This window comes from Streptomyces sp. NPDC001732 (assembly GCF_053596315.1).
Genome location: NZ_JBSFFY010000058.1, coordinates 18,335 through 44,038 on the forward strand (window position 1 = coordinate 18,335; position 25,704 = coordinate 44,038).

At 69.4% G+C, this 25,704-nt stretch carries 23 protein-coding genes; 16 read left to right on the plus strand and 7 right to left on the minus strand.

What is annotated here, in order from left to right; translation table 11 throughout:
* Positions 1-104 precede the first annotated feature (104 nt).
* Positions 105-1,622, minus strand: coding sequence for a DUF4246 domain-containing protein (locus tag ACWCXX_RS32940; RefSeq protein ID WP_451133705.1), 1,518 nt, complete (start codon positions 1,620-1,622; stop codon positions 105-107).
* 837 nt (positions 1,623-2,459) lie between these two features.
* On the opposite strand from ACWCXX_RS32940, the gene ACWCXX_RS32945 reads away from it, so the two are divergent.
* From ACWCXX_RS32945 to ACWCXX_RS32985, 9 genes are all read left to right on the plus strand, one after another.
* Positions 2,460-3,332: an ABC transporter substrate-binding protein gene (locus ACWCXX_RS32945; protein ID WP_451133707.1), complete on the plus strand. Its 873-nt coding sequence runs from the start codon at positions 2,460-2,462 to the stop codon at positions 3,330-3,332.
* Positions 3,333-3,334: 2 nt separating this feature from the next.
* Complete coding sequence (locus ACWCXX_RS32950) at positions 3,335-4,435, plus strand: amino acid ABC transporter permease (RefSeq protein ID WP_451133709.1); 1,101 nt, start codon at positions 3,335-3,337, stop codon at positions 4,433-4,435.
* 3 nt (positions 4,436-4,438) lie between these two features.
* A complete protein-coding gene (locus ACWCXX_RS32955) occupies positions 4,439-5,191 on the plus strand; it encodes an amino acid ABC transporter ATP-binding protein (RefSeq protein ID WP_389003122.1) in 753 nt (250 codons plus the stop codon).
* 96 nt (positions 5,192-5,287) lie between these two features.
* Entirely contained in the window at positions 5,288-6,073 is a 786-nt protein-coding gene (locus tag ACWCXX_RS32960) for an acetoacetate decarboxylase family protein (RefSeq protein WP_451133712.1), read from the plus strand.
* A 72-nt stretch (positions 6,074-6,145) separates the two neighbouring features.
* On the plus strand, positions 6,146-6,835 hold the full coding sequence (locus ACWCXX_RS32965) for a GntR family transcriptional regulator (RefSeq protein ID WP_451133714.1): 690 nt from the start codon (positions 6,146-6,148) through the stop codon (positions 6,833-6,835).
* A gap of 43 nt (positions 6,836-6,878) precedes the next feature.
* Positions 6,879-7,685 (plus strand): SDR family NAD(P)-dependent oxidoreductase, encoded by an 807-nt coding sequence (locus ACWCXX_RS32970; RefSeq protein ID WP_451133716.1) that lies wholly within the window; start codon positions 6,879-6,881, stop codon positions 7,683-7,685.
* Between the two features lie 489 nt (positions 7,686-8,174).
* Positions 8,175-8,717: a tetratricopeptide repeat protein gene (locus ACWCXX_RS32975; protein WP_451133718.1), complete on the plus strand. Its 543-nt coding sequence runs from the start codon at positions 8,175-8,177 to the stop codon at positions 8,715-8,717.
* 446 nt (positions 8,718-9,163) lie between these two features.
* Positions 9,164-11,053 carry an acyl-CoA dehydrogenase family protein gene (locus tag ACWCXX_RS32980; protein WP_451133720.1) on the plus strand — a complete coding sequence of 630 codons (1,890 nt, stop codon included), beginning with the start codon at positions 9,164-9,166 and terminating at the stop codon, positions 11,051-11,053.
* A gap of 329 nt (positions 11,054-11,382) precedes the next feature.
* The gene (locus tag ACWCXX_RS32985; protein ID WP_451133723.1) at positions 11,383-12,957 is read left to right on the plus strand and encodes a N,N-dimethylformamidase beta subunit family domain-containing protein; all 1,575 of its coding nucleotides are present in this window, start codon (positions 11,383-11,385) and stop codon (positions 12,955-12,957) included.
* Positions 12,958-13,047: 90 nt separating this feature from the next.
* Here ACWCXX_RS32985 and ACWCXX_RS32990 read toward each other — a convergent pair whose 3' ends face one another.
* From ACWCXX_RS32990 to ACWCXX_RS33015, 6 genes are all read right to left on the minus strand, one after another.
* Positions 13,048-13,476 carry a lasso peptide biosynthesis B2 protein gene (locus tag ACWCXX_RS32990; RefSeq protein ID WP_451133725.1) on the minus strand — a complete coding sequence of 143 codons (429 nt, stop codon included), beginning with the start codon at positions 13,474-13,476 and terminating at the stop codon, positions 13,048-13,050.
* The gene (locus ACWCXX_RS32995; protein WP_451133727.1) at positions 13,473-13,862 is read right to left on the minus strand and encodes a hypothetical protein; all 390 of its coding nucleotides are present in this window, start codon (positions 13,860-13,862) and stop codon (positions 13,473-13,475) included. Before ACWCXX_RS32995 ends, ACWCXX_RS32990 begins: the two co-directional genes overlap by 4 nt.
* 4 nt (positions 13,863-13,866) lie before the next feature.
* A complete protein-coding gene (locus tag ACWCXX_RS33000; RefSeq protein WP_451133729.1) occupies positions 13,867-15,738 on the minus strand; it encodes an asparagine synthase-related protein in 1,872 nt (623 codons plus the stop codon).
* Complete coding sequence (locus ACWCXX_RS33005) at positions 15,738-15,917, minus strand: lasso RiPP family leader peptide-containing protein (RefSeq protein WP_451133731.1); 180 nt, start codon at positions 15,915-15,917, stop codon at positions 15,738-15,740. The genes ACWCXX_RS33000 and ACWCXX_RS33005 overlap by 1 nt, the downstream gene beginning before the upstream one ends.
* A gap of 337 nt (positions 15,918-16,254) precedes the next feature.
* Positions 16,255-17,193, minus strand: a complete 939-nt coding sequence (locus ACWCXX_RS33010) for a peptidoglycan-binding domain-containing protein (protein WP_451133733.1) — start codon at positions 17,191-17,193, stop codon at positions 16,255-16,257.
* 104 nt (positions 17,194-17,297) lie between these two features.
* Positions 17,298-18,272, minus strand: coding sequence for a peptidoglycan-binding protein (locus tag ACWCXX_RS33015; RefSeq protein WP_451133735.1), 975 nt, complete (start codon positions 18,270-18,272; stop codon positions 17,298-17,300).
* 363 nt (positions 18,273-18,635) lie between these two features.
* On the opposite strand from ACWCXX_RS33015, the gene ACWCXX_RS33020 reads away from it, so the two are divergent.
* From ACWCXX_RS33020 to ACWCXX_RS33050, 7 genes are all read left to right on the plus strand, one after another.
* A complete protein-coding gene (locus ACWCXX_RS33020) occupies positions 18,636-19,763 on the plus strand; it encodes a sensor histidine kinase (RefSeq protein WP_451133737.1) in 1,128 nt (375 codons plus the stop codon).
* Positions 19,756-20,853, plus strand: coding sequence for a hypothetical protein (locus ACWCXX_RS33025; protein ID WP_451133739.1), 1,098 nt, complete (start codon positions 19,756-19,758; stop codon positions 20,851-20,853). Before ACWCXX_RS33020 ends, ACWCXX_RS33025 begins: the two co-directional genes overlap by 8 nt.
* The gene (locus tag ACWCXX_RS33030; protein ID WP_451133741.1) at positions 20,832-21,488 is read left to right on the plus strand and encodes a response regulator; all 657 of its coding nucleotides are present in this window, start codon (positions 20,832-20,834) and stop codon (positions 21,486-21,488) included. The genes ACWCXX_RS33025 and ACWCXX_RS33030 overlap by 22 nt, the downstream gene beginning before the upstream one ends.
* A 750-nt stretch (positions 21,489-22,238) precedes the next feature.
* On the plus strand, positions 22,239-22,808 hold the full coding sequence (locus ACWCXX_RS33035) for a hypothetical protein (RefSeq protein ID WP_451133743.1): 570 nt from the start codon (positions 22,239-22,241) through the stop codon (positions 22,806-22,808).
* 4 nt (positions 22,809-22,812) lie between these two features.
* Entirely contained in the window at positions 22,813-23,841 is a 1,029-nt protein-coding gene (locus ACWCXX_RS33040) for a peptidase (protein WP_451133745.1), read from the plus strand.
* A 346-nt stretch (positions 23,842-24,187) separates the two neighbouring features.
* Positions 24,188-24,910 (plus strand): hypothetical protein, encoded by a 723-nt coding sequence (locus ACWCXX_RS33045; protein WP_451133747.1) that lies wholly within the window; start codon positions 24,188-24,190, stop codon positions 24,908-24,910.
* 329 nt (positions 24,911-25,239) lie between these two features.
* On the plus strand, positions 25,240-25,449 hold the full coding sequence (locus tag ACWCXX_RS33050) for a hypothetical protein (protein WP_451133749.1): 210 nt from the start codon (positions 25,240-25,242) through the stop codon (positions 25,447-25,449).
* The last annotated feature ends 255 nt before the right edge of the window (positions 25,450-25,704 follow it).

Genomic DNA, 25,704 nt, shown 5'->3' on the forward strand with positions numbered 1-25,704 from the left:
GGGGCGACACGAATCCAATCGGATCCGACGGGGGTTGCCGACGGGGTGTGATCAACGGCCGTGCGTCAACCGTGCACCCGACAGGGAGGAGCGAGGGCGACGGTTCAGTGCTCGCACAGGGAGAACTGCCGCTCGTAGACCTGATCGTTGTGTTCGTCGACGAAGAATTTGCGTTCCTGCATGAGCCGTTCGCGGTAGCCCTTGGCCTGCTCCAGTGTCATGGTCGATGTGGCAGCCCATGGCTGTTGCGGCGGCACATCGGAGGTCGAGACAATCGTTTCCGAGGGGTCGACCAGGAAGAACGCAAGGATTTTGCGATATCCCGGCAGAGTGGGGTCCGCGAGGCGGAACGAGCCGACGCGGTGTTGCAGGATGTTCGGGAACGCCAGGCAGCGGCCCGCCGGGGTCGACGCCGATCCCAGTACCTGATTCAGTGGGTCTTCGTTTTCCAGGCCATAGACCTCACGTATGCCGGTGTCGTCATCCTGTTCGTATTCCGGGTCGTCGAGTGCCGTCCGGAAACTCAGCCGGCTTTCGGTGATGTTCTCGCTGTCCCAGTAGTAAATGCCGGTCGAGACGATCCGCTCGTTCAGCATCCCCTCGACATGCCAGGAACCGCCGGGGTACTCGGGCTTTTCCGGGGTGAGATGAATAGTGGCGAGCTTGACGATGACCTGGAGACGACGACCGCGCAGGTCGACGCGAGCGGATTCGTCGGGCGACACGGGCGGGACGAAGGCCGGGGCGTCCGGGACGGCCAGGGTGGCCGGGGCGACCGGGGGGCAGTCGTCCCACCAGTCCTTCTCGGCTTCTTCCCGTCCCTCGTGGGCGTCACCGTCATTGTCGCCGGAGGGTTCGACCGGCTTGTCCGGGACCCCGTCGTACCACGTGTAAGGATCGGCCTCGATCCGCAGGGGCCGCGGATGACGCAGATCGGTGAGCACGTTTTCCAGCAGCGGGCGCAGGCGCGCAAACAGGACCGGCAGGACGGAGGCGAGCTCACGATGAGCCACGGGGTGGACATTGTTGACGTACGAACGGAAGGCCACCTCGCCGTCGTCGCCGACCTCGACATCCGTGGGCAGCCACTGGAATTCCTCCGAGAATTCGTGCGGCGAACTGCCGGCTTCCGGGCTTCGCCAGGCCCGCTCGGGGGCTCCGCTCACCTCTCGCACGAGGCAGAAGAGCGAGGGATGAACCAGATCCAGCACCTGGCCATCGGAGCCCGGATGCCAGTCCTGTTCCGCTTCGGGTACCTGTTCCAGAACCCGAACCGCCTCGCGCAGCCGGGACCTGAGCTCGTCGTCCACCAGTGTGTCCGACTGCCACACCCCGTCGACGGCGGAAACCTCGATGCCGGTTCGCTCGTCCCGCAGCTCGGCGTAATACGCCAGTTCGGCAAGCACATAACGAATCTGTGCTCCGGTCAGGCCCTGGGCAACCGCTTCCTGCGTCCACCTGGCGACAATTTCGGAATCGTTCATCTTGTCGAACCACCCCGGCTTCGCCCGAATGTGGGCGCTGCACTCCATCATCTGAAGTTCCCGCAGTGTTCGGGGTTCCGCGAAAGAGATGGTGCGGGAATCAAAAAAGGGCAGTGAGAAAGCGGCCAGGTCAGTCAATTCTCTCGATCCTCCCAATCGGTGTGTGGCGGCGGGAAGGATACTTCAGCAGACCGACACCGCAGCTGCAGTCCTGCTCACGACCGGTCCTGGAAAGCGCGTCGGCGCTGGGGGCAGGCTTGGGCGGTGGCTTGACCAGCTGCGGGACACCAGGACGCCGACGCCGTCGTCCCGGTGTCCTTCCGGGGCATCGCCCACGCGGACGGACGTCCGGGCCCAGGGGTACTCACGAGTGCCTTTCGTGCCGTTCCCGGCCTGTACGTGCCTCCACCGGTACGGCAGTACTTCGTTGATCCTCCTGCGGGCTGCCCACCAGTGGCCGGCACCATCGGTGACAGTGCATGCGCGGGAGACGCCGACGGCACGGGCCTGATGCCGGACGGCATCGGCGAGCGCGAGACCGAACCCCTCGATGCTCGCGCGCAGTTCATCCACGGCCCCGCTGCCCGCGATGTCGACGAGCTGCGGGGCGTCCCGGGCGCGAGCAGCAGCCCGAACTCGTCGGGCACCCGCCGGAACCCGAGATCTTCAGCGGCTTTCCAGGGGCGGCCGGACGGCGGCGCGTTCGACCACCGAGGAGAGCGGTCGCCGAGCCCTTCGGTCCGGGCGGACCTTCAAGAAGTCGGACACACGTGACGCGATGTGGCGGACCGGTCGGCCGCGCCGCCGCCCCGCATCCCCCTGTGCGAAAGGGTCTGGCCAAAAACACACCCCCGTGTATAGCCTGCGTCCCACATCACTGAAATATCAGTGATGTTCCAAGGTTCGCGCGGCAGTGCATGGCGTGGACTCGGGCTGCTCCTCGTACTCCGAAGTCATCCTCCCCAGAGGTCGCACATGAAGAAGTCACTGAGAATCAGCGGCGCAGTGGTCGTGGCCACCGCCCTCGTCGCGCTCACAGCCTGTTCCGGTGGGACCGGAGCGGACTCCGCGCACCGGGCGAAACCGTTCGGGGACTGCGAGGTCACCAAGAATCCCCAGATCCACGAGATGAAGACGAGGAAGGCGGGCGAACTCACCGTCGCCGCCTCGTTGCCCTTCCCCGCGGGGTACCGGGGCAACACGTTGGAAACCGTCGACGGCGGCTACATGTACTGCCTCGACGCGGAGATCGCCAACCGGGCGGGCCTCAAGAAGATCACCCTGGTCAACGCCTCCTTCGAGGCGCTGGTGACGGCCAAGGCGTCGAACTTCGACTTCGCGGTGTGGGACATCCTCGTCACTCCGGAACGGCGCAAGGCCGTCGACTTCTCCACCCCTTACAACACGTACGAGACCGGCGTCCTCGCCAAGAGCGGTTCCAGTCTCTCCCGCTCCACCATCAAGAACTCGACCGTCGGCGTTCTGGCCGGATCGCTCCAGCTGAAGTTTGCCAATGACACCCTGAAACCCAAGCAGGTCCGGGTGTTCAGCTCCAACGACGACCTCTTCAACGCCGTGCTCGCCGGTCAGATCGACGCCGCGCTGAACGACACCGCGACCGTCATGCCCCGCGCCGCCGAGTCCGGCGGCAAGCTCAAGGTCATAGGCAGATACCCGGTCGGCGGTGACGTCGCCCCACTGTTCCCCAAGGGATCGCCGAACGTCGCGGTGGTGGACAAGATCCTCGCCGGAATGGAGAAGGACGGCACCTTGAAGTCGATCATGGACAAGTGGCTCAATCCGATCCTCGGCGGCGACCCGCACGCGCTCCCTGACTGGAGTGCCTGACCATGGGCGCCCGAACGCTTCACAAGGACTCCACCGACAGACCCGCACCGGACGAAGAGGGCTTCGCCCCGGCTCGTCCGCTGCGCACCTCGGGGTATCTCGGCGGGGCGGCGGTCCTTGCCCTGCTGACTGTTGTGCTGTGCCACCAGTTCGCCGGAACCCTCACCTCCGGACAGACCCCTCGGCTCGTGTTCGGAGTCGTGCTGCCGGCGGCCGTCCTCGGGGGCCCGCTCCTGCTGGCCTACCGGCGCAACAAGCTCTCGGACGAGGAGTGGGAGGCCAAGCGCTACACCGAGTCGCGGATCGCGGCCGCCCGTTCCAGGAACGCGTCGGTGTCCTCGTTGGGTCTGACGGGTTTCGTCGCCGTCGTGGCGGTCACCGGCCTGCTCGTCTTCACCAACGACGGGGCGGTGCAGAAGACCTTCTTCAACATGTCGTTCATGACGAAGAGCCTGGGAGACATCTTCAAGGCTCTCGTCATCAACATCGAGATCGCTGTCGGCGCACAGATCCTGGCCATGCTCTTCGGACTGGTTCTCGCCGTGGCACGGCTACTGCCGGGCAAGGGCTTCTGGCCGGTTCGGGTGCTGGCGATCGCGTACATCGACGTACTCCGCGGCATTCCGTCCGTGGTGCTGATCTACCTGGTCTGTTTCGGTCTTCCCCTGACCGAGGTGCCCGTGCTCAGCGAGGGCGATCCGATCGTCTACGCCATCGCGGCCCTGGCACTCACCTACAGCGCCTACAACGCCGAGCTCTACCGCGCCGGCATGGAGTCCATCAACCAGGGGCAGACCTCGGCGGCGCTCTCCATGGGCCTCTCGCAGCCGGACGTCCTCAGGTTCGTCATCCTGCCGCAGATGTCACGGAACATCGCCGCCCCCATGCTCAGCCAGTTCATCGGGCTGCAGAAGGACACGGCGTTGGTCATCGTCGTAGGCATCATCGACGCCTTCAGCCAGGCGAAGATCTACTCCGCCAACGACTTCAACCTCTCCGCGGTGACCGCCGTGTGCTTCGTCTTCGTTCTCGTCACCATCCCGCAGACCCGCTTCGTCGACTACCTGCTGGCCCGCTCCGGGACAAAGCTGAAGAGAGTCTGAACCATGCCGACAACCGCACATGTGGCCCTGGAACAGGTCACCAAGAAGTACGGTGCCACCACAGTCCTCGACCGGGTCGATCTCGCCGTCGAACGCAACGAGGTCGTCACCCTCATCGGTGCGTCCGGGTCCGGGAAATCGACCCTCCTGCGCTGCGTCAACGGACTCGAACCGATCCAGGGCGGACAGATCTCGCTCAACGGCGACGTCGTCTCCGGCGACGGGGTCGACCTGGTCAGGCTGCGCCGCAGAGTCGGCATCGTGTTCCAGAGCTTCAACCTCTTCCCGCACATGACAGTCCTGCGGAACTGCACCCTCACACCGGTCCGCGCCGGGGTGGCGTCGAAGGCCCAGGCGGAGGCCGACGCGCGCGTCATGCTCGAACGCGTGGGGCTCAAGGACAAGGCGGACGCCTACCCCGAGCAGCTCTCGGGCGGACAGCAGCAGCGGGTGGCGATAGCACGGGCCATGCTGATGCGTCCCGAGGTACTGCTGCTGGACGAGATCACCTCGGCCCTGGACCCGGAGCTGGTGATCGAGGTACTCAACCTGGTCAGGGAACTGGCCGCCGACGGCATCACGATGATGATGACCACCCATGAGCTGCCCTTCGCCAGGGAGATCTCGTCCCAGCTCTGCTTCCTGCACAAGGGAATCATCCTCGAACAGGGGCCGCCCGAGCAGATCTTCAACGAACCACGCACGCCCGAACTGAAGACGTTCCTCCGCCGGATCCACGAGGCGGGAAGGAACTAGAGCCTCCCGGTCGGACCATGCCGGGCTCGCGTGCCCGGTGCTTCCCGTTCGTACCCGATTTTGCCCGACACACCCCATTCCGTACAGGAGTTGAAGATGACACAGCACTACGACGTGAAGAACTTCTTCAAGTACCTCGGCTACCCCGGCGGCGACCAGCCGTACTGGTCGCAGAACCTCCGGACACTCTCGGTCTACTGCCGGGGAGACGCCGCCAACCTCGCCGCCCTCCTGGAGCCGACGCCGTTCGAGCCGGCCGACGACCGGTTCGTCGTCCAGATCGCGGACTTCGGCAACGCGACCCCGGGTGCCTTCTACGACTCCGGAGTCGTCGTCCCGGTCCGCTACAAGGACAGGACGGCGGTGACCTACTTCTTCGAGTTCGAGGACCAGCCCTGGAGCGTGGCCTTCGGCCGCGAGGTCTGGGGCTACCCCAAGCAGTACGCCGAGATCGAGCTGACGGACGACGAGGGCGGCGCCCGCGGAACGGTCACGCGAGCCGGTTCCCAGATCTTCCGCATCGCGATGTCGGCACAGGAGGGGTACTCCGCCGATTCCTGGTCGGACATGCGCCTGTATCCCCACCTCCAGGTCCACGCGCTCCCCGAGGCGAACGGACCGGGTTTCAAGACCTTCGAGATCATTTCGCGCGACACCTCCAAGGACTTCGTCCTGAAGCGCAAGTCCTTCGGCCCTGCCGAGGTCGACCTGTCACCGGCCCTTGCCGTCAATGGCGTCGAGCTCAAGTTGGTGGACGTTCTCGGCGGGGAATACTCCGTCGGCGACTACGCCTGCACCGTCGAGAACGGCATATCCACGGTGATCGACGATCTGCTCGCGGACCCGGGGGCGGGCGGCCCCGCACCCGTGGTGAACGCGTAGCCTGCTCACAGTCAACTGCCCAGGGCGCCAACGGACCTGCCGTTGGCGCCTCCCCCACAGAGAGGTCGTCCGGTGCGTTCTGTAAGAGTCGTCGGAGATTCAACGACCGACGGCGAGGCATCCGCTCCGAATCTGCTCAGTGCCTCGGCCTACAACGCCTTGTGCTCGCGCCTTGTGCGCTGCGAGATCATGCCCGGAGAACAGCTCAGCGAGCCGGAACTGCGCAGCAACCTCGGCTTCGGGGCATCACCCATGCGCGAGGCGATCAGACGGCTCACCTTCGAGCGGCTCGTGGTGGTGTACCCCCGCAGCGGAACCTACGCCACCGACATCGCCCTCAAGAACTCCCGCTCCGTGACCGAGCTCAGGCTGGAACTCGAAGGGCTCGCCGCGACCCTGGCCTGTCGCCGGGGCTCGGACGCGGAGAAGCAGCACCTGCTGGCGCTCGCCGAGCAGCAGGCGGAGACCACCAACCTCCAGGAGTGCATCGACCTGGACGCCGCGTTCCACCGCGCGATGTACGCGATGACCCGTAACGAGGACCTTTCGGCCACCGCCGAGATCCACTTCAACCTCGCACTGCGGCAGTGGTACTTCTGCTCGAAGGTCGTGAAATCCCCCGGCGGCACCGCCGTCGACCACCGGCCGCTGGCCGAGGCCATCGTCCGGCAGGACACCGAGGCCGCTGCTGCACACATCCGCGAGCACGTACTGCACGACTCCCAGAAGGTCGTGCAGATCCTGACCGATTACGGGCTGTAGACAGCCCCCGTCCTGCCCGGCCCGCCACGAGGAGTGCTGTTCCATGCCGGCCGATCACACCACTTCCCCCTCCATCACGCCGTTCGGTTGCTTCTCACTGGCCGGGCAGACCGCCCTGGTCACCGGCGCCGCCGGCGGACTGGGCCGTGCCCAATGCCTCGCACTGGGCACGGCAGGCGCCCGAGTCATCGTCTCCGACCTCGACACCGAGGCCGCCGAGGAGACGTGCACGGCACTCAAGGAGCATGCGGTCGACTGTTCCCCGCTGGAACTCGACGCCGCGGGACCGCGCAGTATCGACGCCGCGTTCGACAAGCTGGAGGCGCGCGGGGACAGCCCGGACGTCCTGGTCAACAATGCGGGTGTCTCCCTGCGCAACAGCGCGCTGGAAGCCACGTTCGAAGAGTTCGACACCACGCTCTCCGTCAATCTGCGCGGCACCTACTTCACCGCGCAACGCGCGGCCCGCGCCATGCGGAAGCGCGGGGGCGGGCGGATCATCAACATCGCTTCCATCGGAGGCCTCGTGGTCGACGGCGAACGTTCCTCCGTGTACGACGCCTCCAAGGCCGCCGTTGTCCAGGTCACCAAGAACATGGCATACGAATGGGGGCGCCACGGCATCAGGGTCAATGCCATCGCACCCGGTTACATGCGGACCGCCATGACCACCGACCTCCTGCCCGATCGGACGGAGGAGAACCGGCTCGTGGACACCCACATCCCGCTCGGGCGCATCGGTGAACCCGGTGATCTCGGTGGCGCCGTGGTCTACCTGGCCTCCGCGGCGTCCGCGTACGTGACCGGCCACACACTGACGGTCGACGGCGGCTGGGTGGTGTCGCTGTAGCAGGACACCGTCGGCGATTCGCGCCCAGGTGCCAGGGCGAGCGGCATGGTGCGTGGCCGTGGACGCCACTGATCTCGACCACCGGCCCCGGACACGCTCCGGCTGCATCCCGCCGGAGCCGGTCTGGCGGCTGCTCGACCGCGGCCACATGGACGTGGTGGAGCTGCAGGCCGGACGCGGGGAGTGGTTCCAGCCGCGGTGGGGGTGTGCCTCGATGGGGGACCGGTCACCCTGGGCTTCGGAGCTTGGCTGTCGTGGGAGTTGGCAGCAAGGACACCGACGACCGGGGGCAGCATCCCCAAACACAGCGGCAGAGCCCGCCGGGCGCACCCGCTCACCAGCACGTGGACGATCACGGCGAACGGCGTCTCATCAGACGTGCCCCGGGGCCACAGCGTCGCAGGTTCCCGCATTTCTCCTCTGCGGGGCGGGTCCGGGCTCTGACCTGCTGATGCTTGTACCGGCATCGCGTACCCCTGGAGAAGACGGATGGCAGCCCTCTTGCTGCTCCTCGCCGCAGTGCTGACCATCGTCGGGCTGACGACGGACCACGGCCTCGTCACACAGGTGAGCCGGCTCCTGTGGGCACTCGGCATCCTTCTGATCGTCCGGAACACCGTCCTTGGCAGGCGGGGCATGAGCCCCGAGGCCCTGACCGCCGCCGCGGATGCGGGCGACCCCGGCGCACTACGGTTCCTGGCCATGAAGGCCAAGGCCCGTGGCGAACTGGAAGAGTCGGAACGGCTGCTGCACCGGGCCGTCGAAGCGGGCGACCTCGACGCCTTACGGGCCCTGGCCATGACGGCCAAGATCCACGGCGAACTGGAAGAGGCGGAGCGACTGCTGCGCCGGGCCGTCGAGGCGGGTGACGTCGAGTCGATGTGGGAGATGGGGCGTCTGGTGGAGAACCGCGACGGCCTTCCCCCGTCGGAACCCTGGTTCCGTATGGCAGCAGAGCATGGACATGTGGTGGCCCGGCAGATGTTCGAGCCGGGGGACCTGTTCAACCGGAACGGGGACAATCCGCTGTAGCAGGCCGTGGCATTCAGGCGTCGTCAAGTCTGTTGACCAAACTCCTGACTTGACTCTCGGCAGGGCGGACGAGGACCACGTCCGTGGGCAGGCTGCGGACGTCGGACGGGGACACGCCACTGCGTTGGCCGAGGGGCTGCCGAACGGCACACCGACAAGACCCCGCCCCCTTGGCGATCACCACGAGTTCAACCTCAGCAGCTGTTCGCCGCCTGCCCAGGCATGACTCCTCCCGGGTTCCGGAAGGCCAGTCGACCGGTAGCGGTTTCCCCTCCGTTTTCCGCCGCGAGGGGCCGGTGCGCGGGGGCAGAGACACTTGATCCACATGGTTGCCCGAAACAGGGTTACAGGCGCGCAGAAGTGAGCACATACCGTGATCGGAGGGCTCTCAATCGTGTTGATCATCACTCCGAGCTGGTTAATCGTATGAGCTACCGTTCCGAAGCGTGATCATCTCCTACCCCTCTTCTGACCAGGCCACCAGGACAACAGCAGCGCTCACGCAGGCGCTGTTCGGTGAGCGGCTGGATCAATATCACGAGCCGTGGCGCAAACTGTTCAGCACGGAGCCGTTCCGTTTCCGAGAAGGGCTGTCGCCCCAGGAGCGTTCCGCTCTGTCGTACGAACGTCTGGGCTTAGTCAATGCCGAGCTTGACAGTCCCGTCGATTTCGCCGGCGATGTGCGGCGGCTGACGGCGCTTCACGAGTGGGTGGGCCCTGTGGACCCGGGGCTGGGGACGGTGGCGAGTATCCACTACAACCTGTTCCTCGGAAGCTTCTTCGACCACTCGTCCGGTCGGCCGGACCGTGATCTGCAGGATTTCGCCCGGCTGCGGCGGACGGGGACGTTTCTGTGCACGGAGGCCGGGCACGGCAACAGCGCCGCGCAGTTGGAGACCACCGCCACGTACGACCATGCCGCCGGTGAGTTCGTGCTTCACACTCCCCACGCGGACGCCCGGAAGTTCATGCCGAACACCAGCTCCACGGGTGGCGCCAAGTCCGCTGTTGTGGCTGCCCGGCTGATCGTCGAGGGCAGGGACCAGGGCGTCTTCCTGTTCCTGACTCCCCTCAGCGACGAGGACGGAACCGCGCTGCCGGGGGTGGAGATACGCAGGCTGCCACAGACAGCCACAGCACCGGTCGACCACTGCATCACATCGTTCGACCGCGTGCGCCTGCCGCGCGAGGCGCTTTTGGAGTCGGAATACGGGCGCCTCACTCCGGAGGGCACCTTCGTCAGTTCGATCGGCAGTCCCCGTCGGCGCTTCCTGAAATCCATCGGCCGCGTGACAGTCGGCAAACTGTGCATGAGCGGCTACAGCCTCGGGGTCACCCGTCATGCGGTCGCCGTGGCGGTTCGACACGCCTTCAACAGGCAGACCGCCGGGGTGACAACTGGCGGCAGTGTTCCGCTGTTTGCCCACCGGAGCCACCACACTCCGCTCCTCGAGTCCGTCGCCACCACCTACGCCGCGACGCTGCTGCACCGGGCCGCGGTTCGACGATGGACCGAGGCAGCGGAGCAGGGGCAGGAGCAGGAGCAGGAGGACAGCGAACGGTTCACGGCGATCGCGAAGGGCTGGATCACCTGGCAGGCGCGAGAGGTCATGACCGAGTGCCGGGAACGCTGCGGTGCTCAGGGGCTTTTCCTTGCCAACGGCATCGCGGGTCAACTCGCCGCCAACGAGGGGACGATCACCGCTGAGGGCGACAACCTGGTGATATGGGTGAAGGCGGCCGGCGAGATGCTTCTGGGGCACTTCACCCCGACGCAGCCCTGCGGTCTGGACCCCGAGACCCGGGACCTCGCCGACACCGCGTTCCTGCAGGACCTGCTGGGCGACATCGAACGCATCTGGCACCAGCGGGCACGCAGGCGCCTGCGCAGTGGCCCGCCGGGGGATCCGCTCAACCGGTGGAACAACACCGTCAATTCGGCCCTGAAGCTGGTCGACTCCCATGCGGTCAGCCAGGCGGGCCAGGCCCTCCTGGACGCGGCGGCGGAAGCACCTGACGACGAGGCGCGGCAGCAACTGACCTTGCTGTACCGTCTGTTCGCCTTGCGCCAGATCGCGGCGCACAGCGGTGATCTGCTCGCCGACGGTCATCTGACCGGCGCGCAGGTGAAGGGATTGCAGGACGCTTCCGAAAGCGTTGTCGCGGACCTTGTGCCGCATGCCGAGACGCTCGTGGCCGCGTTCGCCGTCATCGAGGACGTTCTCCTTGACCACCCCATCGCCCGACCCGAGGGGTTCGACGAGAGGCCGGTGCCGTCGTGGGACGATGAAGGGCCCGCACTGCAGCTGGGCGTCGGCGCGGCGTGGCATTCCTGACCGTTCACCGCCTGGCCGGGATTGCGGGAAGCGCCGGTCCCGCGAGGCCGACCGCAGACGCCGCGGCGTGGTGTCCGAGGCCGGGTCGGCCGTCGCCCAGGTGGGCGAATACGTCCGCCGGTGTCTTCGGGCGCAGAGCGGGCCGGCCGGGGACCGCGCAGTCCCGCTCGGCCAGGAGGATGCGATCTCGCCGCCGGCTCGGCCGACGGTGGAACGGCCGACACCGGACAGCAGCCCCGTCCCCGGTTCGGCGCTGCCTCGTCGTCCCCGAGCCCGTGGCGGGGGATGATGGCCGGTGACAGTGTCGCGGAACGGGTTCGGCGGGCGGTATGAAACACGGTGAGGGGCAGGACGCCGGGAGCCCCGGCCGGCCGGATCGCAGGCTCTTCCTCGCTGCGGCGGCGAGCGGGGCGATGGCCGGCGGCGCCGCGCTGACCGGATGCCACTTCTCCGGGAACGGCGGGCCCACCCAGCCCGGCGCCGGCCGCCGCGCCGAGAGAGGGGAGAACGTCCGGGCGGGGGACTCCGACTGGCGGGTCAGTTCCACGGGACCGCCCGGGGCCATCGAGGGCTACGCCGACAAGGTGAGTGTGCTGCCGGGCGAGGAGCTCGGCCTGTACGTCTCCACCACCGCCCCGGCGTTCCGGGTCTCGGCCTACCGCGTCGGCTGGTACGGCGGGGCGCAGGCACGACTGGTCTGGCGTTCGCCCCGTGTTGCCGGGTCGGTCCAGGGGCGTCCCCGGCTGGTCCGGGCCACCCGTACCGTACGGGCGGACTGGAAACGCACACTCCTCGTGCGCACCGGCGGCTGGCCGGAGGGAGCGTATCTGCTCCGGCTGGACTCGGAAGACGCCCACCAGCGCTATGTGCCGCTGATCGTCCGCTCGGCGAGCGCCACGGGCAGAATCGTGTTGATGCACGCCCCGGCAACGTGGCAGGCGTACAACCTGTGGGGCGGCTACAGCCTTTACCAGGGCGAGAACGGCGCGTACGGCACGCGGTCGCTCGCCGTCAGTTTCGACCGGCCCTACGACGGCAGCGGTGCCGAGAAGTTCATGGTCTATGAACGGGCAGTGGTGGTCCTGGCGGAGAAGCTGGGTGTCCCGCTCGCCTACACCACGGGCCCGGACGTCCACCGCGACCCCGGCATTCTCCGCAACGCGGCCGGAGCCGTCTCGCTGGGACATGACGAGTACTGGACGCCGCAGCAACGGGCGCACGTCACCCGGGCGCGCGACGCGGGTACGAACGTGGCCTTCCTCGGGGCCAACACCTGCTTCCGCAGGGTCAGGCTGGAGCCGGGCGCCGCTGGCGCCGACCGCACCGTCGTCTGTTACAAGACCGACTACCGGAACGACCCGTACCTCGCCGACCACCCGGACATGCCGACCAACGACTTCCGCCAGCCACCCGGCGCCTCTCCCGAGTCCTCCCTGACCGGGGTGCTCTACGAGGGCTACCCCGTGGACGCCCCGTATGTCGTCCGCCGGAGCGACCACTGGCTCTTCGAGGGCACAGGCGTGGAGCGAGGAGCCTCCTTCGACCACCTGGTCGGGGTGGAGTACGACCGGGTCACTCCCGGCATGCCCACCCCGGCACCGCTCGAGATCATCGCGCATTCCCCCCTCGTCTGTAAGGGCAGGCCCAGTTACGCCGACTCCGCCTACTACACCGTGCCGAGCGGGGCGGGCGTCTTCGCCTCCGGGACGATGCGATGGGTCGAGGCCCTGATGGCGGGCACCCGCGAGAACGGACGCAACCACGGCATGGACGCCCGTACGGGAGCTTTCGTCACCCGCAGCACGGAGAACCTGCTCCGCGCCTTCGCGGCGGGTCCGTGCGGCCGGAACAGGCCGAAGCCCAGGGACGACGTGAGCGACGTGTACGCGTCCGCACCACGCTGACACCGTCGTCACCACCCCGCCGGAGAACACCGTTCGCCACCGGCGAGGCCGTGCCCGGCAGGACGTGACCGAATCGGCCCACGGCGCGGGTCAGATGCGCAGGGCCGTCGCGTAGGGCCAGCCGTGCGGAAGCGCGGTCTCGGGTTCGCCGGCCGGACCGGCCGTGGTCTCGACCCACGCGTGGTGGACACGCGGCGGCGGAAGGAAGCGCACCCCGAGGCACCAGGAAAGGCGGTAGCCCCGGGCGACGGCCGCCAGGGTCGCGGCGAGCGAGATCTCCAGGCAGGCCGCCCGTCCGGGCCACCAGGCACCGGCCGAGCGGGCAGCCTGGACGATGCGCGCGGCCCGGACCGGCGCGGGTTCCCTCAGGGGCAGGCGGTGGAGCAGGCGCACGAAGGCGGTGGCGCGGTGCAGCGGAAGCCTGAGCAGGAGGACGGCGGCGGCGAAGCCGAGTGCCCCGCAGAGTCGCTGGACGGAGGAGGGCCGCGGGCCGGCGGGGGGAGCGACGGGCAGAGTCATCGTCGGGTCCTTCCGGCGGGTCTCCTCGTGAGTCTCGCGGTGAGCCTTCCGGCGAGTCCGGTCATGAACCCTCCGGTGGGCCTGCCGGAGGATCCGGGATCCGGTCGGCCGCGGGGCGGGGAACCGTCGGGTCGCCGGATCAGGAGACCTGCGGCCCGCAGGTCGTGGAACAGGGCCAGGAATGCCTGCGCGGACCGTCCGGGGTCGCCCGGTACGGCCGCCTCGGCCGCTGCCTCCTCGGGGTCGGTGCCCGCGAGGATCGCCTTGAGGAGCCGGCCTCCGGGTCGGGACAGGTGGTACCAGCGTCCGGAGCGTTCGTCGAGCAGAGCGGCGCCCGAGGTGTCGTCGTGGACGACGTGCACGGTACGCGGCAGGACCCACGGCACGGGATCAGTTCTCCTTCCACCACGACGAGCGGCTCCGGGTCTCCAACTGCCGCAGCCACACCTCGACCGCGACGAGGTTGTGCACCGAGCCGAGCGGCAGCGGAAGCCCTGGCGCCGCCCGGCGCAGTACGGCGGCGACGGGCGCCGGGTCGAGGAGTCCGAGGCGGGCGAGGCGGGAGCCGGGTCCTACCAACTCGGTGAGTGCGGTGGAGTGTTCGGCCAGGCCGGCGTAGACGGGACCGGCGAAGGTGCCCTTTGTGCGGCGGGCCAGGATCCGGTCGGCGACGACACCGCGCATGGCGTGGGTCAGCAGTGGCTTGTACGCCCCGGGCACGTGCCGCTCCTCGGGTGGCACGCCGAAGCAGGCCGCGACCACTTGGTCGTCCAGGTACGGGGCCCATACGGGCATGCCGATGCTCGCTGCCAGGTGGGCGTACTGGGCGACGTCGTCGCCGACCCCGGCCAGGCCGTTCGCGTCGCGCCAGCGGGCGAGACCGGTCGGCAGTTCGCGGGCCCGGCAGGTGTCGGTGAGATGGCCGGCCAGGAGGTCACGGGCCGACTGGGGCATCCAGTCGGCGATCGTCGGGTCCGGCAGCCACGCGGCGTCCGCGCCACCGGCCCGCCCGGCCCTGCGGCCCGTGGTGACCGCCGTGACATCGGGGGCGGCGGGTCCGCGCAGCCGGTTCGCGAGGCGCTCCGCCTCGCTCGCCGGGGTGAGTCCGGCCTTGGACCGGGCTGCACGCCACAGGTGCCAGGCGGACGTGTGGGTGACGCGGGCCGCCGCCATGGCCGTCGCTACGGCCCGACGGTGTCGTCCGGCGCGCAAGGCGTCGGTCAGGACGCCGGAAGCGGTGAGCACGGTGTCTCCGCCGGTGCCCACGAAGTGACCCCGCGAGCCGTGCGCGGCCATCGCGCCCAGTACTTTCGCCTTCATCGCCCACAGCACGACGGTAGGACTGGGGGCGTCCGAGACGGGGACGGCGAGGTGGTCCGGGGCCAGTCCGGTGTAGTGGAGTGTGGAGCGGTCTCCCGTCACCACGTGGTGGACGATCCCCGGCATCCCGGCAGCGGCGGCCGTCGCGTACGGAAGGTCGTCGTTGTGCAGCCATTCGTCGGTGTAGGTGACGGCGTGGGTCTTCCCCGCCCTCGTGGAGAGGTGGGCAAGGGCCGTGGAGTCGAGCCCGCCGGACAGGTCGGCGGAACGGAGCCGGGTGAGGTGCACCCGGCGGACGACCGCCTCGGTCAGCCGCGCGCGCAGGAGTTCGGCCCCTTCGGGCAGGGAGAGGGACTCCGCGCCGGAAGGGGCGGTGGCAGCGCTCCTACGGGCCAGACGCACCGATCGCGGCCCGCAGACCAGGGCCATGCCGAGCGGCACCCGGGCGACCTGCGGGAACAGGCTGCTGTGCGGGTCGAGCACCACGCCGGGCAGAGCGGTGCGGGCCGCCAGTGCGCGGAGGTCGGGGACCGGAGGGCCGGAGAGCGCAGCCAGCGGCGCGGCCGCGTTCGACCACCAGACCCCGCCGTCGAGATCCCTGCGGTAGAAAATCGGCCAGACACCGGCGCGGTCGCCGATGACCACCGTACGACCATCGGTCTCGGCCACCAGCAGACAGGAGCCGGGCCGCTCCGGCAGCCGGTCCAGGTGCCCGGCCCGTATGGCGTCGAGGGTGGCGACCAGTTCGGCACGGGTGGGTGGACAGTCGCCGACGGCCGCGATCCGGGACCGCCCGGGGCCCTCGGCCTCTGCCGTACGCATCACGACCGGCCCGACGGTCCACGCCTTGGCGAAGCCCGGGATCCCGGCCCCGCCGAGGGGGACCGGGACCGGCGCCCCGCTCGTGTCCGGCCCTGCCCGGAACCCGGCCGCCCAGCGCATCAGTCGTCGGTCGGCGTCCAGTGCTGCGTGTCGTCGGGGTGCCCGAACGGCCAGTTCCCCAGGGTGATGTCACGCACCGACCCGGCGTCGACGAGGAGCAGTTCGGGACTGCGCTCGTCCGCCGCGACGGCGGGGTTCTGCTCGGGTGCGGGGTCGCGGTGCTGATGTGCGGAGTTCATCGCTCTCACTTCCGTCGGACCGTCCAGGACGGTGATGGGCCGTCAGCGAACCCTTCGGCAAGGCATCTCCGGAGGTGTCAGCATGACCAGCCCGCACCGGCGATGTCCATCCCGGCGAGGTGAGGAATCGGCCCGTCCTCCCCGTGCCGCATCAAGTTGGCCGGATCAGGCCCCCGGCACCCGCAGGCGACCGCTCACGACGGCCGGCTGGGGCACCTCGGTGGGCGAGGCGCCGGAGCGAGCACGGCCCCTGACGCCGCGTCGGCCGAAGAGGTCCCGGCCCCGCGCCGGGGCACGGGGCCGGGACCCTGTCATGTCGTGGTTCTCATGCCGCCGATTACTGGCCGAGGAGTTCCTTGGCGCGTTCGATCAGCTCGCGGGCGGTGCCTTCCACCGCGTCGTAGCGGTCCGGGTAGGCCGAGACCTGCACGGTCTGCGCCACCTGGCCCGCGGACAGGTCCGGGTTGTCCGCCGCCACCCGGATGGCGGGGGTGAAGAACGCGTTCGACGCGTACGACACGTCCATGATCTGTTCCGGCGTGCCCCAGCCCTGCGACGGACGCTGCTGGAACACTCCGAGCGAGTCCCGGTCGCCGCAGTCCAGGTTGTTCATGTTGGACTCGACCACGCCCGCCTCGAACCCGGCGAGCAACACCCTGTCGCTGACGCCGAGTTCGACGCCGGTCCGGTAGACGACCTTGAGCACCTCGGGGTCGGGTTCGTCCGGCACCGTGCAGCCCCCGCCGCCCCCGCCGCCGCCCTGACCGACGAGGTTCTGCCAGGTCTCGGGGCCGACGACACCGTCCACGGACAGGCCCTTGGCGCTCTGGAAGGAGGTGACCGCGGAGGCGGTGGCCGGACCGAACTGCCCGTCCACGGCCAGTCCGTAGCCGTGCTTGTTCAAAGCGGTCTGTGCCGCCGCGACCGCGTCGCCGCTCTCGCCCTCGCGGACCGTGACGATCAGGCCCGGCCAGGTCTCCGCGCCGATGACACCGTCCGCGGCGTACCCCCTGGACTCCTGGAAGGAAACCACCGTGTTCTCGGTCGCGGGGCCGAAATCACTGTCGACCGAGATGTCGTAACCGTGACCACGCAACAGGTACTGGGCGGTGGCGACGTTCGCTCCGGTCGTGCCGTTGCTGAGAGCGGGCCAGGCCGGAGCGGCGGTGGCCGGCTGTACGAGACCGAGGGAGACCACCAGGGCCGCACACAGTGCGGTGATCGCGACCCACACACGACAGGCCGACGGTTTCGTGATCAGTGTTCTTGCATTCAATCCAGACTCCCCGTGGTGAGATTGGTGCGATTGACGAGCAGACCGATGCCGGAGCACCGGCAGACGGGTCGTCGGGACCCGCCTGCCAGGGCCCCTGACATTCGCTATTCGATGCAGCCCCCGGTCGGCAGATCGCCGGGCGCGGGCGGGGCGGTCCCGTCGTAGACGGCCGACAGGAAGGCCTGCGGGCAGCGGTTCGCGCCACCGGCGGTGATCTCGAAGTGCAGGTGCGGGCCGGTGGAGTTGCCGGTACTGCCCGACAGGCCGAGCTGGGTGCCCGAGCCGACCTGGGTACCGGAGCCGACTCCGTGCGCGGAGAAGTGGCAGTAGTAGTAAGTGGCGCCGTCGTCACCGACGACTTCGTAGCCCAGACCGCACCGGTCGTTGTCGATCTGGTTCGCCACACCGGAGTGCACCGCGTACACCGGGGTCCCGGTGCCCACCGGCAGGTCGAGTGCCGGATAGTCGTGATGCGGCGCGCTGTAGTAGTCGCGGGACAGGGCATCGCGCGGGATGGGCAGGGAGTAACTGCCGTTCCCGCCCCCGCCGCCGCCCCGGCCGACGAGGTTCTGCCAGGTCTCGGGGCCGACGACACCGTCCACGGACAGGCCCTTGGCGCTCTGGAAGGAGGTGACCGCGGAGGCGGTGGCCGGACCGAACTGCCCGTCCACGGCCAGTCCGTAGCCGTGCTTGTTCAAAGCGGTCTGTGCCGCCGCGACCGCGTCGCCGCTCTCGCCCTCGCGGACCGTGACGATCAGGCCCGGCCAGGTCTCCGCGCCGATGACACCGTCCGCGGCGTATCCCCTGGACTCCTGGAAGGCCACGACGGCACTCTCGGTCGCCGGGCCGAAATCACTGTCGGCGGTGATGCCGTGACCATGGCTGCGCAGCAGGTACTGGGCGGCGCCGACGTCGGGGCCCGACGAGCCGTTGCTGATGACCGGCCAGGCCGGAGCGGCGGTGGCCGGCTGCACGAGACCGAGGGAGACCACCAGGGCCGCACACACCGTGGCAATCGCGATCCACGCACGACTGACTCTTGTTCTTGATATCAACCCGACTCCCACGTCGAGGAACATTGCGCGCCGAAAAGTAGCAACAGACGGCCCGGCCGGCATCGGGTGTTCGACCGAGGTACGGAACGCGACATGTCCGCCGTGTTGCTTCTGCCCCGATCCTGTGCGCACGCCCCGGCGTTGCTCGCCCGGATCCGACGGGCCCACGAGCACGTACGTCTGACGTGAGGAGCCGTCGTACGGCTTCGGTATAGTCCCGCGTCGTCGGGATTCGTGCCCGACAGACGAGGTTGCCGGCTCAACCCAGGAGGACGGTGAACCGATGTCCGGGTTGTCAACCCGCGGTGTCGCACCGGTCGTTCGGGAGCTGTGCCCACTGGCGCGCGAAGAAGGCGGCACCAGCGACCCGGCCTCCGGACCGGCCCGGTGAGCGGCGTGCCGCCGATCTCGCCGCAAGGCGGTGTCGAGGCGCGATTCCTGGCGTCCGCCCACCGGCTGGTTCCTCCCGTGCGCGGGGTCGCGGTGGTCGTCATCAGTGTCTTCGGCCTTCTCGCCGTACCCGACGAGGCCCTGCCGCTGGGGTTCGCCCTGTTCGGGCTGGTGCTCGCGGGGGCCGGGGCGGACTGCTGGGCGGGGTTCACGGGGCGTGGCGCGGCGCTGTCGCTGGTGTTCGCCGTGCTGCAGGTGGGAGCGGTCTGCGGGACCCAGGAATGGACCGGCGGGCCACTGAACCCGTGGGCGCTGAACATGCTGACCACAACGGCGATCACACTCCAGTGGGAGTGGCCTCCGGCGGTCGCCGTGCCCGTCACGTCCGGGTTGCTCGCGGTCGACCTGGCCGCGGTGGGAACCGATGCCGTCGGCACTCTGCTGCCGCGCCTGGTCTTCGAGTGCCTGCTCGCGCGCCTGGGATTCGTGCTGCTTCGCCAATCGGCCGGACGGGTGGACGAGTTGAGGGAACGCCGCTCGGCGCTGGCACGCGCGGAGGCGGCCTCCCTGGCGCGGCACCGACAGGAACGCGAGTACCTCGCGCTGCTGCACGACACAGCGGCGTCGACCTTCCTTCTGGTGACGGGGCAGGCAAAGGAAACGGACCCGGAGCAGGTCGCCGAGTACGCCCGACACGACCTCGCGGTGCTCACCGGTGCCGCGGGAGGAGCGACCGCCCGGGACAGCGCCGTGGACCTGACGGCCTCGCTGCACACCGTCGTCGGCCGCGGCCGACTGGCCGTAGACGTCCGCGCGGAGAACACCCCCCTGGTTCCGGCCTCGGTGGCACTCGCCTTCGTGCGGGCGGTGCGCGAGGCACTGGTGAACGTCGAGCGGCATGCCGAGGCCGACACCGCCGTACTGAGCGTGCGCGGCGAAGGCGACCGGGCCGTCGTCGTGGTGGCCGATCGCGGGGTGGGGTTCCACCCGGACGAAGTGACGCGCTCCCGTCGCGGGATCCGGAGCTCGGTGGTCGAGCGCATGGTCGCCGTCGACGGCAGCGCCACGATCACCTCGCGTCCCGGTGCGGGAACCACCGTGAGGCTGGTGTGGCCCGGTGAGTGAGAAAAGCGCGGCGGGCGACCACGTCTACGCGACGATGCGGATCATCCTGGTCTGTGCCACCGGCGTTCTGCAGTTCGGTCTGAGCCTGCACCCCCTGCTCGCACAGGAGTACCGGCACCGATGGCTCGCCGTGGCCGCCTTCATCGCCCTGGCCTGTGTCACCGCCGTCTGCTGCGGGTGGGTGCTGCGGCGAAGGCCGTTGCCCGTCGCCCTCGTGGTGGCCGGCACGGCAGTGGTGCTCGCGGCGTCGTTCTGCGCCACGGCCGCGCTCGCCCCGGACCGGCGTTTCCAGGCGTCCGACTGGTCGTTCGGACTGGTGGGGTGGCACCTGCTGTTGCTGTTGCTGGACCGGGTCCGGGTGCTGATCACGGTTCTGGCCGCGCATCTGGTGACGAGTACGGCACTGTTCCTGTCGGCAGGGGTGCCGGACCGCGCTGCGTTGGGTGCGGCAGGTGCCACCGCGTTCGGCGCGGTCAACGTCCAGCTGGCGGTCGTGGTGATCACGCGAGTGCTGCACCGGCAGACCCGCGAGGCGATGGCGGTGTCCGAGGAACAGGACCGGCTGGTGACCCGGGTACTGACGGCGCAGCAGTGGGAACGGGGCCAACGGAGTCTCTTCGCCGACCAGTTGGGTTCGACGCTGTCGCTGCTTGCCGGCCTGGCCGACGGCGCACTGGACCCACGCGACAGTGACACCCAGCGGCGATGTGCGCTTGCCGGGACGCAGTTGCGGCGGCTGTTCGCCGAGAACGACAACGTGCCCGACCCGTTGGTGCACGAGGTCACCGCGTGCGTCGACGCGGCGGAACGACGAGGCGTGGACGTGTCGTTCGCGGTCAGTGGCGCCGCCGTGCCGGTGCCCTCGCAGGTGCGCCACGAGCTGACCGGGCCGGTGGTCACGGCATTGTCGGCGGCGCGAAGTCGTGCCAGGGTGAGCGTGCTGCGCACCGATGAGGAGATACGCATCGCGGTGGTGGCCGACGCCTGCGCCGACCTGGTCACCGAACCCAGCGGCCGGGTCGGGGTCGAGTACGGTGTCTACGGTGAGTACCTGCGGCTGGAGGCCAGATGGCGCAAGCAACAGAGCTGAGCGCGGTCATCGTCGACGACCACCCCGCAGTGCGCGCCGGGGTCGCCCAGTGGCTGGTCACCGGCACCCCGCCGATCCGGGTCGCGGCGTCGGGCGACGATGTCCGGATCGCGTGGACCGGTGAGGGCGCCACCGCCGACGTGGTGATCCTCGACCTGCACCTGGGCGGGCCGACGCCGGCCATGAGCGAGCTGCGCAGGCTGGCCGGGGCGGGGCGACGGGTCGTCGTCTACTCGATGCGCGCGGACGACGAAATCGCTTTGCAGTGCCTGGAGTTGGGGGCCCTGAGCTACCTGACGAAGGCCGAGGGCGCCGAACACCTCCTCGAAGCCGCCGCCACCGCGGCCTCGGGCCGCGCGTACACTCCGCCGTCGCTGGCAGGAGCGCTGGCAGGCGACCGTTCTCCCGGCCGGCCGGCGCTCTCGGCGCGCGAGACCGAGGTGTTGGTCGAGTGGTTCCAGTCCGAGTCCAAGGACTTCGTGGGCCAACGCCTGGGTATCTCGCCGCGCACGGTCAACTCCCACCTCGAACACATCCGGATCAAGTACGCGATGATCGGCAGGGAGGCGCCCACCAAGGCCGCGCTCCTGGCACGAGCGATCCAGGACGGGCTGGTCCAGGTCGACGACCTGTGACGCGGCTCCTTCCCTCCTCTCACTCCGAAGCGGCCGGGCGCCGTGCAGCGTAAGGGCTGTCCTGCAATGCCTGGCGGGCGCGAGGGATCCGCCCTCGGCACCCCGGACCCCAACAGGTGGAACACCACCGGCAGTACTTCGACCGGATCTCCGACCGTCGCGGCCCGGGGCGTCGACGAAGCCGGAACCGCGAACGCCGCCCTCACTGCGGTGACCGTCCCGGCTGCGCCGGTGTGCAGCGATGTCGGTAGTCGGCCGGCCGGCGCAGATTCGCCACCCGGACCGGATCAAGCTCCCCGACGAGACGATGGGTCCAGCCCACCGCCTCACACCCGTCGCGTCACCGAGAACGCCACGGCCGACCACTCGTCGATCCGGTCGACCGGACGGCAGTCGATCCCCGGTCCTGCCCCGTCGACGGCCCGCGCGAAGCAGTCCGGCGCGTGCGAAGCAGTACGGCGCGTGCGACCGTCCCCGCCGAGTCGTCTCGTCGCGCCAGGACAGTCGGAACGGCTGCGAAGCGAGGCCGGTCACGTGCGGGGCAAAGTCGAGCAGCATCGCATGGTCCCGTTCCAGCCACGACTCGAACCCCACACGTCCTTCGTCATCGCGGCCAGGCGATCCGAGGGTGTCTGCGAGGCGGGCTGGGCTTCGCTCCGGCTGAAATGTGGTCGTTCGTGTGGCGGTGTGCGGCGCGCGTCGGCTTGTGTGAACAGGCCGCGCCCGATTGTCTGCGTCACGCCAACCAGCATGTCCGCTGTCAGCCGGCATATCCGCCGACGAGCGGCTACCCCGGGAGTTGTCGTGCGTGCACGAAGCCTATCCGTCGCGGCCGCAGCCGCTGCTCTCGTCCTGGTCCAGCCGGGCCTCGCCGTCGCGGCGGACGACCCCAGCACCACAGTCACATACACCGTCACGTCCGGCGCGTTGACGCTGTCGGTGCCGGTCAGCGCCAACCTCGGCTCTGGAGCGCCCGGCACCGCGATCAGCGGGGCGATCGGTCCCATGAGCGTCACCGACAACCGCGCCCTCCTCTCGGCCTCCTGGTCGGTAACCGCGGCGGAGACGGACTTCGCGAGCGGTGGGTCGACGATCCCCGCCACCAGCGCTGACTACGATCCCGGGTCGATTACGACGACCGGTACCATTACCGCCACCGGAACGCCCGTGACGCTGACCAACTCCGCGCAGACGGTAGTCACCGGGACCGCCGGTGTCGGAGACAACACCGCGACCTGGAACCCGAAAGTCACCGTTCACGTGCCCGCAGGCGCCGTCGGCGGGACCTACACCGGAACGCTGACCCAGTCCGTTGCCTGACGGAATGAAGGGTGCGCGCCGGTACTGGGTTCTGCTGCTGGTGCTGGCCTTCGTACAGGCGGCCGGGGTGATGCCGGCGACGGGGCACGGGGCACCCGGAGTGCCCTCCCCCCAGGACCCAACTGCGGGCAGGACCATCGGTATCAAGCTGCTCGACGTTCCGGAAAGCCGCCGTGCCGATCCCAGAGCGCAGGCCTACGTCGTCGACCACGTCGCTCCCGGCTCGACCATCGAGCGGCGGGTGGAAGTCACCAACGAGTCGACCACACCGATGCACGTCGACGTCTACGCCGCGGCGGCCACTGTCGCGAAGGGCAAGTTCACCTTCGCGCCGGAGCGCACCCCCAACGAGCTGACCGGCTGGACGTCACTCGATACAGCGGGCCTTGAGCTGGCGGCCTCCGAAACGGCGCGGGTACGCACCACCATCCGGGTGCCCAGGGACGCCGCAGCCGGGGAGCGGTACGGCGTCATCTGGGCGCAGACGGGCCCCCGCACGGACCGCTCGCACAATCTGATGATGCTGGGCCGGGTGGGCGTCCGCATGTACATCGACGTCGGTCCCGGTGGTGAGCCACCCTCGGACTTCAAGATCGAGCGGCTCTATCCGACACGAGCCCGCGACGGACGGGGGGAGGTTCGAGCCCGGGTCCACAACACGGGGGGCCGCGCCCTGGACATCAGCGGGGCACTCTCCCTCTTCGACGGGCCGGGCGGACTGCGCGCCGGACCGTTCTCGGCCGCCAAGACGGGCACCACACTGGCTCCGGGCGACCGTGCGGAGGCGGTCGTCCCGCTGGACGCACGGCTGCCGAACGGCCCGTGGACCGTGGAGCTCACGCTCAAAAGCGGCCTGGTCGAGCGCACCACACGCGCCGCCATCACCTTCCCGACGACTCCCGGCAGCGCCGGAGCGGCCGCCATGTCGGCCGTCCGGCAAGGGAACTTCACCACCCCTGTGGTCGCCGGGCTCTCAGCCCTCGTCCTCACCGCGCTGTGCCTTCTGCTCCCCAAGTTCCTCCGGCGCCGGTGACCACTCCGACCGGTCCCGGCCCCCGCAGCCGACTGATCTGCTCCGTGGGCGACGCACGACGGTCGTCATCGAGCGTGTCACCGCTCCTTTTGCGCGACGCCGTCCTCGCCGGCGCTCTGACCGCGGCGCACCACGCGCCCACCCGCTGTGTTTGTCGAGTCTCGTGTGCTCGCCGCGATCACCGTCGTGTTGTATTCGCGAGCCCACCAGCAGAAGCATAAAGTGATGATCCTATCACGATGAGTATCTATGGCTTGTTGTCGACGGTTTGGAAGCGGAGATGTCGGTGTTCAGGCATGGGAGCGGGCGGGCTGGAGCAAGCCGCAGCCCGGGAGGTATGGGCGTCATGTTTCGATTGCGGCTGGGGGAACAGGCCCGCAGGACGGGGGCGGTTGTGGGAGCCGGGCTGGCCGTCCCGGCGATCGTCCTGGCCACAGCCTGGACCGCCATGGACCAGCGCGCCCATGTCGCCCAGGCCAACGACGGGACGGTACCGGTGATCGACACCTTCACCACCACCGGCCTCACCGAACCCAGCGGCACCGCCGCCACTGGCCCCCGCGGTACCGACAGCGCCGCCGACACCGGCAGTACCGGCCTCACGTTCACGGTCATCCCGGTCGGCCAACCCTCCCTGACCATCGCCAAGAGGCACACGGGCGTCTTCACCCGGGGCGAGGGCGGCGTTTACACCATCACTGTGGGTAACGCCGCCGCGGCCGGTCCGACCAATGGCACCACGGTCACCGTCCACGACGTCCTACCCGCGGGTCTTCGGGCCGACAGGATCACCGGCAGGGGATGGCGCTGCATTCTGGCCACCCTCACCTGCACCCGCAGCGACGTCCTGCCTGCCGGGCACAGCTACCCACCCGTCATCCTGAAGGTCGACGTCTCCTGCAACGCCCGTGCACGGGTCATCAACACCGCTACCGTCACCGGAGGCGGTGACCCCACCATCCACACCGCCACCGACACCACCACGGTCGAGCACCACGAGCACCACGGGCACGACGGCCACGACGGCCACGACGGGCGTCATGACCACTGCGATCGCCGCGACCACTGACGAGGAGGGGCCGGGTGAGGAGGTCCTCGACCATGTGGAAGGCGTCGAAGGTGAAGATCCGCGGGACGCTCCCGGTGAAGAGGAACTTGTTCTTGGCGCTGGGGTGCTGGGCGCGGGGGGTGAGGTAGTAGTCGCCTGCCTCGACCAGGTCGCGCGGGGTGTTCTCGTCCGGCTCGGCCGGAACGTACGGCAGGTAGGCGGGTTCGGTGCTCTGGGCCGCCTAGGCGGTGCGCTGCTGGGCGACTGCCTGGAGGGTGGGCACGGCGGCGGCGTCGGAGTCGGCGCCGTGAGGTCGCCGACCACGAGCTCGGCGTCGGGCAGCAGACTGCGTGCGGGGCGCCGTTGCGGGCGAGCGCCACGGGCCTCAGGCCGCGGGCGGTCGTCGCCGTCCCGCCCAGCCCGGCCTCACCCTCACCGCCTACAGCACCCCGCCCCACACCCCCGACCACGACAGGCTCCAACTCCTCGCCGCCTGGGCCGCCACCGAAGAAGCCTCCCCGCCCACCGGCGACCCCGCCCGCACCGACCGGCAGAAGTGACGAGCACAGCGCCACTGCCTTGCGGCCAGTGTGGACGGGGGAGATCTGGTGCCGGTAACCGATGGAACGGGATCGACGTCGTCCGTTCAGGCCGTTTCGGCCGTCGGGGTGGCGGTGCCGTCGTTCGGGGCGGCAGGCCATTCGCGGTGTCCTTCGTCGTGCCAGAGCGGGCGTCGGTCGACCCGTAGGCCGAGGATCTCCGGTCGCGCGTAGTGGCCGCGGGAGTCGACCCAGACCTTGACGGCGTTGATGTCG